The organism is Gudongella oleilytica (genome assembly GCF_004101785.1).
Taxonomy (GTDB): domain Bacteria; phylum Bacillota; class Clostridia; order Tissierellales; family Tissierellaceae; genus Gudongella; species Gudongella oleilytica.
In genome coordinates this window covers 370,592-384,767 of sequence record NZ_CP035130.1, presented here as the reverse complement: position 1 = coordinate 384,767, position 14,176 = coordinate 370,592, and the positions used below count along the sequence as shown (strand labels likewise).

At 41.4% G+C, this 14,176-nt stretch carries 11 protein-coding genes; 2 read left to right on the top strand and 9 right to left on the bottom strand.

Translation table 11 applies throughout. The features are described from left to right. Positions 1–33 precede the first annotated feature (33 nt). The gene (locus EC328_RS01770; RefSeq protein ID WP_128425208.1) at positions 34–1,650 is read right to left on the bottom strand and encodes an amidohydrolase; all 1,617 of its coding nucleotides are present in this window, start codon (positions 1,648–1,650) and stop codon (positions 34–36) included. Between the two features lie 63 nt (positions 1,651–1,713). Beyond that, positions 1,714–3,147 carry an alanine/glycine:cation symporter family protein gene (locus tag EC328_RS01765; RefSeq protein ID WP_128425207.1) on the bottom strand — a complete coding sequence of 478 codons (1,434 nt, stop codon included), beginning with the start codon at positions 3,145–3,147 and terminating at the stop codon, positions 1,714–1,716. A 215-nt stretch (positions 3,148–3,362) separates the two neighbouring features. Here EC328_RS01765 and EC328_RS01760 point away from each other — a divergent pair, with 215 nt between their 5' ends. Together EC328_RS01760 and EC328_RS01755 are read left to right on the top strand one after the other, a co-directional pair. After that, positions 3,363–5,018 (top strand): M20/M25/M40 family metallo-hydrolase, encoded by a 1,656-nt coding sequence (locus EC328_RS01760; protein WP_128425206.1) that lies wholly within the window; start codon positions 3,363–3,365, stop codon positions 5,016–5,018. A 233-nt stretch (positions 5,019–5,251) separates the two neighbouring features. Further along, on the top strand, positions 5,252–6,220 hold the full coding sequence (locus EC328_RS01755) for an S-layer homology domain-containing protein (protein WP_164906001.1): 969 nt from the start codon (positions 5,252–5,254) through the stop codon (positions 6,218–6,220). A gap of 214 nt (positions 6,221–6,434) precedes the next feature. On the opposite strand, the gene EC328_RS01750 is transcribed toward EC328_RS01755, so the two are convergent. From EC328_RS01750 to EC328_RS01720, 7 genes are all read right to left on the bottom strand, one after another. Next, positions 6,435–6,992 (bottom strand): GGDEF domain-containing protein, encoded by a 558-nt coding sequence (locus EC328_RS01750; RefSeq protein WP_128425204.1) that lies wholly within the window; start codon positions 6,990–6,992, stop codon positions 6,435–6,437. A gap of 137 nt (positions 6,993–7,129) precedes the next feature. Further along, positions 7,130–8,104 (bottom strand): copper amine oxidase N-terminal domain-containing protein, encoded by a 975-nt coding sequence (locus tag EC328_RS01745; protein WP_128425203.1) that lies wholly within the window; start codon positions 8,102–8,104, stop codon positions 7,130–7,132. A gap of 125 nt (positions 8,105–8,229) precedes the next feature. Continuing rightward, complete coding sequence (locus EC328_RS01740; RefSeq protein WP_128425202.1) at positions 8,230–9,012, bottom strand: tyrosine-protein phosphatase; 783 nt, start codon at positions 9,010–9,012, stop codon at positions 8,230–8,232. Next, on the bottom strand, positions 9,009–9,758 hold the full coding sequence (locus tag EC328_RS01735) for a CpsD/CapB family tyrosine-protein kinase (RefSeq protein ID WP_206363891.1): 750 nt from the start codon (positions 9,756–9,758) through the stop codon (positions 9,009–9,011). The genes EC328_RS01740 and EC328_RS01735 overlap by 4 nt, the downstream gene beginning before the upstream one ends. Positions 9,759–9,760: 2 nt before the next feature. Then, positions 9,761–10,435, bottom strand: coding sequence for a YveK family protein (locus EC328_RS01730; protein ID WP_128425201.1), 675 nt, complete (start codon positions 10,433–10,435; stop codon positions 9,761–9,763). 16 nt (positions 10,436–10,451) lie between these two features. Beyond that, entirely contained in the window at positions 10,452–12,302 is a 1,851-nt protein-coding gene (locus EC328_RS01725; RefSeq protein WP_206363890.1) for a polysaccharide biosynthesis protein, read from the bottom strand. Between the two features lie 95 nt (positions 12,303–12,397). Next, entirely contained in the window at positions 12,398–14,041 is a 1,644-nt protein-coding gene (locus EC328_RS01720; RefSeq protein ID WP_164906000.1) for an S-layer homology domain-containing protein, read from the bottom strand. Between the last annotated feature and the right edge of the window lie 135 nt (positions 14,042–14,176).

Sequence of the window (14,176 nt, the reverse complement as noted above, 5' to 3'; positions counted from 1 at the left end):
TATATCCAGATGCCTCTTATGTCAATATTTCCTCTAAAGCACTCTGCCCCCAAATATCGTTGATTCAACCTTTACATCCTTTATCTCATGAGGGTCTATTGACAATATATCGCTTGAAAGCACGACCATATCAGCAAGCTTTCCTGGCTCGATCGATCCCTTCAAATCCTCCTCGAAGGATGCATATGCTCCCTCCATAGTATAGGCACGAAGAGCTTCATAAGGAGTCAGTGCTTGCTCAGGCAGCCAGCCTCCCTCAGGATTGCCCTCAAGGTCTTTTCTTGTAACTGCCTCATATATTCCATACATTACATTGAAGGTCTCAACAGGAGCATCTGAACCGCAGGGTATGTGGACTCCACGATCCAGAAGACTCTTCCAGTTGTAGGATGTCTTCTCTCTTTCAGCTCCTACTCTTGCCCTAACCATCTTCCAGTCATAATCAAGGAATATTGGCTGGATATATGCTATTGCATCAAGCTCCTTAAACTTATCGAGAAGATACTCGTCAGTTATCTGGGCATGAACTATGCCATGTCTGTGGTCTTTTTTGGGATATTCAGACAGAGCCTTCTCAATAGCATCGAAGGCCATATACATCCCCTTGTCGCCTATGCCGTGGATGGCGATCTGACAGTCTGCCTTATGTGCCTTCATTACCAGGTCATTGAGATAATCCTGGGTGGCAGTTATAATGCCTGTTGTTCCAGGCTCATCCTCATAATCCTCCATAAGTGCTGCAGTCCTTGCTCCCAACGATCCATCCTGAAGCAGCTTCAATGGACCTATCTTAAAGCTCTCGTCACCCCAGCCGGTCTTATAGCCCTTATCTAGGAAGCCCTGAAATTTTTCCTTGACCGGAAGCAGACATTGCTCATAGATCCTTACTGTATTCTTGCCTTCAGCTATTAGCTCACGGTAAGCTTTGATGACGTTCTCATAATCGCTTTGCGGAAGCGCTCCGAAGTCATCTGTTCCAACGGAGGTGATACCACAGGCATTGAGATCCTTATATGCTGCAAGCATCATGCTCTTGATCTCATCGAGATTTGGTGTTGGTATCGAATCATATACCAGTTTAAGTGCATCCTCTCTGAAAATACCAACTGGTTCTCCATTTTCATCCAGGTCAAAGTGTCCACCCTCTACCTGCGGAGTATTCCTGTTTATCCCAAGCATTTCCAGAGCCTTTGAGTTTACTACCGACACGTGACCACATGTCCTTGTGACGCAGATCGGGTGGTCCCTGGATATCCTGTCTAAGTCGTACCTGGTGGGGAACACCTTGTCACCAGAGAAATAATCCTGATTCCAGCCTCTGCCTCTTACCCACTTTCCTGCAGCGATATCATTCTCTTTGATGAATTCTCTAGTCCTCTCAAGGACCTCCTCGAGAGATCTGGTCCCTATAAGATCCACCTGGGTAAGGCTGTAGCCGTAGTTCAACAAGTGCATGTGGCTGTCGTTAAAGCCTGGGACCATTGTTTTCCCTTCAAGGTCAATTACTTTAGTGTCTTCTGTCTTAAGCTTCATGATCTCATCATTTGTTCCAACGGCCTGGATCCGGTCTCCTTTTACAGATACCGCCTGGGCAGTTGTGCCATCTTTGTCCATCGTATGGACCACTCCATTGATAAAAATCAAATCCATTTACAAACCCTCCTCGTAGAAAATGCCCCGGGATAACCCGGGGCATTTTAAGTTCAATTGATTTTAGTCCTCGTAGAATACCTTGAAGTTCGGGTCAACAGTACCAATTCCAAGATGTCTTGCTTTGTAGTCCTTCAACAGTCTAATGAAGACTGGGCTCAGGATTATAAGAGCGATAATGTTAAGGAATGTAGGTATTCCTGTTGTAAGGTCAGCAAACAACCAAAGAGTAGCGGGAGTTTGTCCTCCATATACTGCATAAGCTGTCATTGCAAGACCTGGTATAGGATAGAACCACTTGTAGAATGTAAGAATAGATTCTTTTGTCTTTGAATCTTTACCGAACAAATGTCTGAGAAGTATCTCATAGTATGCATACCATCCGGTTGTAGTTGTAAGTCCGAACAGGAAGATCGATATTGAGATTACTACTCTTCCAACAGTTCCGATCTCACTCTGGAATGCATTAAGAGTCAGAGTTGCTCCGGCAACTCCTGACTGCCACTCACCAGTTGTTACTATTACAAGTGCAGTTATTGTACATACTATCAAAGTGTCAACGAATACTTCAAATGCTCCCCACATACCTTGTCTTATGGGGTGATCGGTCCTGGCTGTTGAGTGGATCATTGGTGATGTTCCCCAACCAGCTTCGTTTGAATAAACCGCACGAGCGATACCCATTTGGATAGCCTTTCCAGCTGCTGCTCCGGCAAATCCGCCTACTGCTGCAGTTCCTGATACTCCGCCGCCAAATATAAGTGCAAATGCGTGTGGGATCTGTCCTGCATTTTTAAGAATAATGAAAAGTCCGGCTAATACATAGAACAATGTCATGAAAGGAACCAATCTGCCTGCCCATTTTCCAAGGGACGGGATCCCGCCTGCTGTGATGACATATACCAAAATAGTATAAACAATACCAACAGCCAGCAATGGGATGCTAAATGTGTTTGCAACAGCCTCAGATACTGAGTAGTTTTGCATAGTAAGGAACAGAGACGTAAAGATACCTAAGCCAAACAATACAGCAAGGATCTTCCACCAGCCCATGTTTCTCTCTTTACCCATACCATTTTGCATGTAGTATGTAGGGCCTCCGTAAGGATTGCCTTTCTCGTCCTTCTCTCTGTAGTATACAGCAAGAGAAACTTCACACATCTTGATCAGCATACCAACAAGTGCTGCAACCCACATCCACATTAATGCTCCAGGTCCTCCAACAGCGATTGCTGTTGCTACACCGGCGATGTTACCAACTCCAACTGATCCTCCGATCGCTGATGATACTGCCTCGAAGGGTGAAAGTATACCTGCGGCTCCCTCTTCGCCTTTGTGTCTTACTACCAGTTTGCCAAAGGTCTCTTTCATAATGTGACCAAATTTCACAAATTGGAAGAACCCTGATGCAAAGGTTAGGTAAAGACCGATACCCAGGATGGCTACCAATAGGGACACTCCCCAGATCCAACCAACCAGCGTCTCAACAAATGCCATACAAATACCTCCCTTTCGTTTTTTAATAAATTAGAAAATTATAACTAATATTTTTCATTTTATCGGAAATGAGCCATTCTGTAAAGAAAAAAATATTTCACGAATTAAAGGGATAACAGGTCAACTTGGCTCGATTTTTGCATACTTTTTCTCCATTGCCTTTTATCAGGTGCTGTGACATAATGAAGGTGGAAATGTTAACGGAGGTGCGATAAATGTATCTTGATTGTTTAGAGACAGTAAAAGACCTTACAAAAGAGCTGGTGAGGATCCCGAGCATAGTGAAAACCAGTGGCGAAAGCGACGTGGCAAGATGGATCTACAATTATTATCTGGGTCTTGAATACTTCAAACAATACCCTGAGCAGGTAGTGCTTCAGGAGACTATAAATGACGAGATCGAAAGACACAACGCCATTGCTATGGTAAGAGGCACAAAGGGTGACTCGAATAGGACTATTGTCCTTATGGGTCATCTGGACACAGTAGGTGTCGACGATTTTGGAGTAAACAGAGAGGCTGCCTTTGACCCCGATAAGCTTCCGGAGGTACTTAAATCCCTGAACGTATCTGAGGAAGTCATGAAGGATATCGAGTCCGGTGAGTATATGTTTGGCAGAGGGGCTCTCGATATGAAGGGCGGAGTTGCAGGTCATATGTATATGATCGAATACTTTTCGAAGCATCCTGAGGAATTGAACGGAAATGTTATAGCAATAGCAGAGTGTGATGAGGAAGACAACTCTCACGGCATCATATCAGCACTGAAGGTCCTCTTGAAATGGAAAGAGCAATATGGTCTTGAGTACGTGGCTGCAATAAATGCCGATTACTCGACCCCGTATCATCCATTGGACAACAATCAGTATGTATACTTTGGAACCATAGGGAAGCTTTTGCCATCCTTCTATGTGACAGGTAAGGAGACGCACGTTGGCAACTCCTTCGGGGGATTTAATCCAAACAGCCTGATTGCCGAGATAAACAGAAAGATAGATCTTAATTCAGAGCTTTGCGATGAAGCCCAGGGTGAGGTTACAGTACCGCCAACAAGCCTAAAGCAAACCGACACCAAGGTTGGTTATACAGTACAGACTCCACTTGCAGCCTACAGCTACTATAATTTCTTTACGCACAGCATGAGCCCCAAGGAGGTCATAGAGAAGGTTAAGGGCAAGGCCGAGGAAGCCTTTGACGATCTTCTTGAATATATGGACGGGGAATACAGAAAATATTGTGAGATGGGCAAGCACACCTATACTCCCCTTCCATACAGAAAGAGAGTCTATACCTGGGAGGAATTCTACAATGAACTTGTTACCATCCATGGCGACAAGTTCAGGCATTATCTGCACAACTTTGCAGCAGACCTTAATAAGACCAATCCATCCATGGATCTTAGAGACTTCTCAGTTGCAGTCATCCAGGAAGCATGGAAGTGGTCAGTGGATAAGTCACCTGTCGTAATAATCTACTATTCATCCCTGTTCTCATCCAGGATTGAGATGAGGGGAAAGACTGAGATGGAGAAGGCTTTGCTTGATGCAGTCAAGGATTCGATAGCGCTGGTTCAGGAGCACTCAGAAAAACCGATAGTCGTAAAGATGTTCTATCCATACATCTCCGACTCAAGCTTTATGGCGCTTTCTGATGATCCGGATGAACTGGTAGCACTTGAAAAGAACATGCCAAGCTGGGGAACAAAGTACAACCACCCCATAGAGGATATATTGAAGATAAACGTACCTGTCGTAAATATTGGAACCTTCGGCAAGGACGGGCACTCACTTACTGAGAGAGTCCATATAAAGTACACCTTCGAGAACGTACCTAATATGACGTATAACACTATCAGGACGATACTTGGGTAGTTATCAAATCACAATTCACAATGCACAGTTCACAATTGTAGTGTCATCCCGACCGTAGTGGAGGGATCTCAAAAATATCCCTCTCTCCGTTCTCATCGATAACACATTTGCCGAGCCGAGCGTAGAGAGGGATCATTTTTTTGGTTGAAATATTTAGATCCAATGATATAATCTTCCCAGGAGTGTGATTAAGAATGAGAAGATTTATGGGTCTCTTGTTGGCCATTTTACTAATGCTACAGCCTATTCAGCTGGAGGCGGCCGGCTTTAGAGACGTTGCAGCAAACGACTGGTATTATGAAGATATATCAAGGCTTGTCCATCTTGGAGGCTTCAGCGGATACCCTGACGGTACCTTTAAGCCCTCTCAGACAATGACAAGGGCTGAATTCATCAAAGCGACGGTGTCGCTTCTGGGCTACGATGATATTGCACCCACGAGAAATCACTGGGCCAGCGGATACGTGGACAAGGCATTGAAACTAAAGATACTATGTTCAGATATGACAAATGATCTGGATAGTTACATAACAAGGTACGATATGGCCAGGATATCCTCCCATGTACTGGCGTACCAGAATCTGTTGCCTGACAATACCCTGTTGCAATACAGCAGGCAGATAAAAGATCTAAACAAAATACCTGCTATATCAGGCGACGACCTTAAGACAGCAGTACTCCATTCCTATGCGAATGGCATTATAACAGGATATCCTGATGGAACCTTCAGCGGATCAAGGACCCTTACAAGGGGAGAGGCAGCATCTGTACTGATACGTCTGGCTGATAAGGACATGAGAGTGGTTCCTGCAATAGTAGACTACTCGACGGTATATGCACAGCAGGTCCTGGAGCTTGTGAATGCAGAAAGAACAAAAGCTGGATCAAAGCCGCTCGTATTGGATGCCAAGTTGTCTTATGTTGCCACAGAGAAATCAAAGGACATGGCTGTTTCAGGATATTTCGACCATATTTCACCTAACTATGGATCACCCTTTGATATGATGAAGGAATTCGGGATAACCTACAGGGCAGCAGGCGAAAATATTGCCTTTGGCTTCAGAACAGCTGAAACCGTTATGAATGGCTGGATGAATTCTCCCGGACACAAAGCAAATATTCTTAACGAGGCTTTCGGAAGGATAGGTATAGGCGTTTACTTCGGCGACAGCGTTTATTGGACGCAGATGTTTGCGGACTAAGTCAATTGACCATGGACAGTTGACAATGGACAATTTAAAAAAAAGACAAACTAAAAGATCCTTCACTTTCGTTCGGGATGACAAGCTAAAATTAGTCATTCCTGAGGTCAGTAAGGATCTTTTCTATTGTTCATTGTTTATTGTTCATTGAGATCCCTCCACTACGTCGGGATGACGAACAATTGTGCATTGTGAACTGTGCATTGTGAATTGGTTACCTATGCGTTCTCCCCATCCCTTCCCTTTCAGAAAGTGTTGTTAGTTTTTCAACTTCTTCAAGTAGCTCATAAACTGGCTGACCCTCATATAGCTTTGCTCCGCTGCTGAATTTGACCTTGACTCCGGTAGACTGCAGCTCCTTCTCAATAAGCTTTTTAAGACGTTCGGCAACAACAGGACCTTTATTGGCATGGATGTCCGGCAGAAGGATCAGGAACGACCCATCTCCGTAGCGCCCGAGGATATCGACTGCTCTTACCGAGGACTTAAGGGAATTAGCCATTAGTTTTTCTACTACCTCCATCATGTCCCTGCCGTTTTTTTGCAGCATCTCTTCGTATTCAGAGATCCTAAGCATCAACAGACTTAAGAAGGTCTGGTTCCTCTCAGCTCTAAGTACTTCATATTCCAGCCTGTCATAAAGAGCCTTCCTGTTGTATAGCCCTGTCAACTGATCGATCGGATGTAACTCCGCCAGCTTTTCCTTCAAACGTCGGTTCTCTTCCTTCAAATCCTCTATCACTTTAAGCAAGCCATCTTGAGAGTTATCCATTTATCCATACCTCCTTTAACCTTGTATTACGATATACCCCTTATATGAATTAATTTACCAGAAATATCCGGTTTTGTCACATAAAAATAAAAGACCTGCTTAAATAACTGACGCTATCCGGGCAGGTCTCTCTTATCTTATTCCAATATTCTAATTGCACCTTCAGGCAAAACCTCTACATTGGCCTTTAGCACCTGCTCAGCAAATGATACCGGCACATAGGTTCTGTCACTATATATTACAGGCGCAACCTCAAGCCTTATAAGCATCTTGGCAAAGCTGTAGGTGTTTCTGTCAATATATACCTTTGTCCAAAGCGGACCTTTTGTAAGCTCAACACTTCTCTCCAAGCCGTCCCACTTGACCTCATAGCCCAGATATTCTGCCACTTGTCTTAATGGGATCAAAACAATTCCATCCTCAAGCCTTTGCAGCTCTTCATCAAGGATAAGACCTGCCGGCTCCTCCAATTTCTCCCTTTCCGGAAGTATTATGATCTTCAAAGGACTTGTTTGCATTGGATAGCTCTCAAGTACGATATCGTAAAAGATCACCAGCTCCCTGTCTTTTATCATCTCTACTGTAGCAGCTTTGCCTTCAAAGTCAACTATGACAGTCTCTTCACCAGGTCTTATTATCATCGATCCATCTGCACTTAAGAGCTCATTATCGAAAAGCTCTACCATAACTAAATTTGCTCCCTCGCCGCCGTCGTGAAGAATAATTACATCCGGCTTCATTTGACCTGGATAGCTCATAGCCATAACTGTATTCTTATGATAGTAAACTGTCACACCCATACCCTTCTTAATGGCATCAGTCTGGGCAGGACTCATGGTCTTGTCGCTCAATAGAAGCATCTCATCGTTGATGTATGCCCATAGTACGTCGAGTCCTTCACCGGAATCATTTCTCACAAGGATCCTGAAGAAATCGTCCCCATTCTCGATCTCCTCTACTATACCTTTCATTTTTATATACTCAAAGGGTTGCTCTTCAATAGGTGCTGAAACAGGCACTGCCTCAAGCTCCTTTCCAAAAGCTGCCATAGGGCTTAGTGTAAGCATCAAGGCACTTAAGGCAAACGCTATCGTTCTTATCATCTTATTCATGTCATTTCCTCCTCCTTTGTTATATGGTCATTATATCAACCTATGAGAGACAATTGGTAACAGAAGGGTGACAAAGGGGTTAAGAAGGGGTTAAAAAAAGAGCTGAAAAAATCAGCTCCAAAGTATCAAATCAAACTGCTAAGTATATTTAGTATTCCATTGCTCTTTTTTACCTTCTCTGCATATCTGTAGGTAATAGGCTTGTTGATAATAACCTTTTCAGGATTCTCGTAGACTATTCTCCAATAGTTTTCTTTGCCTATTTTATTTTCAAGAAGTTTTAGCATCCTCCTTGTTTCAGGAGATCTTCTACCATCCGAGTGGGTGTCTGAAGCAGCAAAATGGATCATATTGTGTCTTAATAGAACTAATGCAGTTTCTTTGGCAGATTTCCCATACATCCCTTCAAGACTTTGAAGGTTCATCTGGGTTAATGCCCCCTTCTCCAGCATAGAGTAAAGCATATTGGGATTCTCTATGATCTTAGAATTCCTCTCAGGATGAGAAATTATTGGAAGGTATCCCTTTATCTGAAGTTCATAAATCACAGTATCTGTATACTTTGGTATGTCATTAGATGGGAGCTCAATTAGAACATAGCGGCTGTTGTTTAGGGTCAAAGCCTTGCCGGTCACAACGTCGGCTGCTGTTGAAGGTGATATATATATCTCATTTCCAGGCAGCACTTCCAAATCTATTCCTTCTAATTGTATGGCAGCATTGAGCTCCTCAAGCTTTTCCAGAAGTTCATATCTTGAGTATTTCTTTGTTCCGTCGATGAAATGAGGAGTAGCTATAACCTTTTCATATCCGTTATCCACATATATCCGCGCAATGCGAAGTGACATATCCAAATCAACTGCCCCATCATCAACACCTGGAAGGATATGAGAGTGTAGATCTATCATTTGTCTTTCCTCTTTCCGGATTTTCTCTTTTTAGGCAACTCGTCATCACCATAGTATTGTTCATATTGATAATAGGCATAACCATAGTATTTATTGCCACTAGTGGGTATCCTGTTCAAAACAGTACCTAAAATATTTGCATTTACTTTCCTAAGTTGTTCCACAGCATGTATTGCAATTTCGATCTCTGTTTCTCCAGCTTCGAGAACGAGTATAGTACCATCCGCTATAGTTGAAAGTATCGCGCTGTCAGTAACAAGTCCAATCGGTGGACTGTCAATAATTATCATCTCGTACTTATCCCTTATTGAGTCTATAAAATTCTTCATCCTGTTGGAGCCTAAGAGTTCCGCAGGGTTAGGAGGAATTGGGCCGCTGGTAAGAATATGAAGATTCTTTTGTGTTGGATGTGAATGAACTACATCCTCCAGCTCATTTTCTCCAATCAATATATTGGTAAGACCTGATAGGTTGCTAAATCCAAATATTTTATGAACCCTAGGTTTTCTCATATCACAATCTACGGATAATATTTTCTTTCCAGATTCAGCCACAAGATACGCAAGGTTGCAGCTAACCGTGGACTTCCCCTCCCTCTGTCTTGGCGAGGTAAATACCAATACCTTCTTGTTCTTGTCAATATCAGCAAATTGGATATTTGTCCTAAGAGTCCTGAAGGCCTCAGAAACAACAGATTTAGGGTTATCCATAGTGAATAGTCTAGCTTGTCTGCTTTCCTTTTTCATGATCAATCCTCCACGTTTGGTATTGACCCAATCACAGGTAGCCCAAGGTATTTTTCAACATCCTCAGGGGTCTTAATGGTATTATCAAGCATTTCAATAAGAAATGCGAGGAAAACTCCCAACATCAAACCTAGAATACCAGCGATAGCCAAATTCAATATTGGTCTTGGGCTTACCGGTGTATATGATGGTTCAGCCCTATCTATTACCTGGACGTTCTCTACCTTCATTATTTCCTGAACGGTATCCATGAATACAGAAGCAGTTTCATTTGCTATCTCAGCTGCAAGCACCGGGTCAGTATCTGTAACAGTTATTCCGATTATCTCAGTATCTTTGACAAGACTTACATTGACCTTGCTTCTGAAGGTATTGTAACTAAGGTCTAAACCTAAGTTCGAGATAACCTTCTCAGATACTATCCTTGTTTTTATAAGCTCGCCATAAGTAGATACAAGTTTTTGATTTAGCAACAGCTCATTATACTCAATTTTATTCTCATTAATATAATCCTTTGGTTTCCCAACCATAAGAGTTGTGAAAGCGCTGTATTCTTTATCCAATATGAAAAATGTTACGACTGAGCTAATTGCCACCGACAACACTAATAAAAGCACTATGAGCTTCACGTGCTTCCTAAGGATAAAAAATATCTCCCGTAAACTAATTTCTTCCAAGAAACTTCCTCCTTAATTAAGCATGGTTCTCAAAGGAATCCTCAAAAGGTGTATATCCCTCAACCAAATTTGTCAATTCAAGCTTTAAGGGCATATTATCCTCCATATCGAGGTATTCTTTTAATTTTTCAAGATTTACAAGCAACTCATAAAAGTTATGCTCCTCAGGTTCTTCAATAAATATCTTGCTGTTCTTTGTGCTGGTAAGTTTTGGACCTTTTATAAGCAGCTCTTCATATAGCTTCTCCCCAGGTCTTAAACCCACTATTTTTATGGGTATATCAACGTATGGTTCAAATCCAGAAAGCTTTATAAGATCCTTTGCCAAGTCAATGATTTTAATAGGTTCACCCATATCAAGAACAAATATCTCTCCGCCGGTAGCCATTGATCCTGCCTGCAATACTAACTGGCAAGCTTCAGGTATGGTCATAAAGTACCTTATCACTCTTTCGTCTGTGACGGTTACAGGCCCACCCTCAGCTATCTGCTTCTTAAAAAGAGGTATTACACTTCCATTGCTTCCTAACACATTTCCAAACCTAACAGCAACAAATTCTGTTTCACTTAATCCATTATAGGACATAATGATCTTTTCTGCCACTCTTTTTGTTGCACCCATAACGTTTGTGGGATTAACAGCTTTGTCCGTCGATATCAGTACGAACTTCTTTACTCTGAATTCATCTGCTGCCTGAACCAAATTTAAAGTTCCAAAAATATTATTCTTGACAGCTTCACTTGGGTTTGATTCCATTAAGGGTACATGCTTATGTGCAGCTGCATGAAAAATTATTTCCGGCCTATATTTATCAATTAGTTTCCTTATGGATCTTTTATCTCTAACAGAAGCAATCAATGTCACGACCTTGATATTTTCATATTTCCTAAAAAGTTCATTTTGTATATCATATAAGTTGTTCTCATAAACATCTATCAGCACAATCAACTTTGGTCTACATCTCGCGACTTGTCTTGCCAGTTCACTACCGATTGATCCCCCACCGCCTGTTATCATAACAGTTTTTTCTGATATAAACTCATCAATGTCCTTCAGATCAAGTTTTATCTCATCTCTGCCCAGTAAATCCTCTATTTGTACATCCCTTATTTGATTTATGTTGATACTTCCACCGATAAGCTCATACATCCCAGGCAATATTCTTGTTTTTACAGAGGTTTCCTTGCATAATCTTACTATCTCTCTTCGTACTGAAGGCTCAGCTGATGGAAGTGCAATTATAATTTCATCTATATCATTTTTCTCCACAGAATTCCTGATACAATCTCTGTTGCCGATTACCTTTATACCATTGATCACTTTACCTATTTTGTTTGGATCGTCATCTATAAATGCTACAGGCTTTAGGTTAAGGCTGTTATGATTTCTCAACTCTTTAAGAATCATAACTCCAGCAGCACCAGCTCCTATAATAAGAACTCTGGTTTGTGTCTTGTCGGCTTCAATACCATTTCTAAGTCTTCTGAGGCTTCTATAAAAAAATCTTGAGGACCCAATAAATGTTATCTCTAAAATAGTAATTTGAAGATGCATAGCGAATGGTATCGCATTCCCTGTAATTGTAAAAAGAATAAAAATAATAGCATTAGATATCGTAACGCCTAAAGCAATTTCTATTAATTCGTCAATACTTGCATATTCCCAAAGGCTTTTGTAAAAGTTGAATAGGTAAAATATAAACAGCTTGATAACGGTAACAATAAGAACTGTACCAAAGTACTGGTTAAGGTATGTAGGATGCAAGGTGGTATCGTGTCTAAAATAAACAGTAGCAAAAAAAGCAGCACTTATCAATAGAGCGTCTAAGGCAACCAGAAAAAATATCCGCCTGGTTTTCATATTCATTCACTTCCTGATCTAAATATTATTAACTTTGTACAAGTCCGGGTTGCCCCGGACTTGTATAATAACATTATCTCAATTAAATACTATATCTATTATTAATTATATCCTGGTACATTTAACGTGATATTGAAAACCAGATCGGTAGTACCATCTGTTACGACCACAGTTACATCGTTGCCAAATTTTACAAAATGATCGAGTGTGATCGGATGCTCTATAATAGCTTCTACAGGATTACTATAAGCAGTTGGAACATCAACATTTGGCTGAATTAAATCCCAATTATCGACACTAACGCTCTTAATCCTAACGGCTTTGTTGAATTGTGCAGATATCGTATAAGAATGTTCATCGTTGAACGAGAAAGGAACATTTATACTATCACCAGAGATAACTGCTTCAGTCCCATTAAGTGATGCACTGGTAAGTCTTGGAGAAACGTAAGGTGCTCCTCCACCACCTCCGGTAACAGGTTCTTCTGGTAGAGTGACGTCTTTCGCATTTGAATCCACGACGATTTTATCTGCCTCAACGTCTATGATCGATTTGGAGCCTGTGCTCATAACTTCAATTATTTCAACTGTTCCCTTTCCCTTTATGGTAGTCTCGGAAGCTGCAGTAACAATTGAGACAACTTTTCCATTGACAGTTATGGTTGATCCTTCGGCTTCCTTGTAAACAAGAACGCTGTCAATCTTAGAGTCCTTATCTACACTTACCTCTGCACCCGGTGCATATACCTTTATTTCACCAACTTTTGCGTCAACTAATTCGACAGGGATATCAGTGTTTATTACCAAAGTCTCTAAAGATCCTTCAATTATTACCTTATCATTACCATCTTCGATATATATTGCTTCAGCTTCGGTACCATCCTCAAGGAAGACCCTGACGGCTCCATCATATCTTGAAATTATTACAGATTCACCAATAGATGAAGAATTTTTTATAATTATGGAATTGATTCCTCCACCCCTTACTACCAGTCTGCCCTCAATATTTACATTGTCAAGAATAAGACTACCATCACCAATGCCTTCTCCAGCTATAAGGTCTCCCTTTATTGACATATTTTTTAATACTACTCCTGGAACACTGACCATTACATTTCCAGTATAATCCTCTGAATATTCTCCTGCTGATCTAATATAATTCTTGATCATATTGTGCATCAACTGGGCAAATTCAGCTCTTGTTATGCTGCCTTTAGGATTGATGAGTCCATTGGATCCCTTAACATAGCCAGCATTAATTAAAGCAAATACCTCGCCTTTTGCCCATACCGATATTTCATCAAGATCGGAAAAACCTGCTGGCATAGAGCCTGAGGGCTCAAGTTTCATAGCTCTTGCCATTACTATGAATGCTTCTTCCCGAGTTATGTTAGACTCCGGATTCAGCATATTCCCGCTTCCAACGAATGTTTTCATTTGTACGGCCTTAGCCATGTCATTTCTATACCATTTGCTTTCAGGAACATCTATGTAGCTGTCTATTGACCCTGATGCATATGATCCGAATGCCCTGTTGATAATGGCAGCCATTTGGGCTCTGGTAAGACTTGCTTCCGGCATCAGCTTGCCATTATAACCTGTCAACAACCCGTTTTCCACAGCCTTAGATAAAGCTTCTGATGACCAATCTTTCGGCATATCAGAGAAGCTCTCTCCCAAAACGATTGTTGGCAGCATGGTTAACACCATAACTAGTACCAGTAATTTTGCCGTAATCCTCTTCATTCCCATTCCTCCTCTTTTTTATAACTGCCTTAAATATTTGAAATGATGCCAATTTATAGCGTAATGCTCTTACTTAAAACAACTACTATTATTATACAATACATTTGAAATTTATACTATGATTCTCGACTAAAT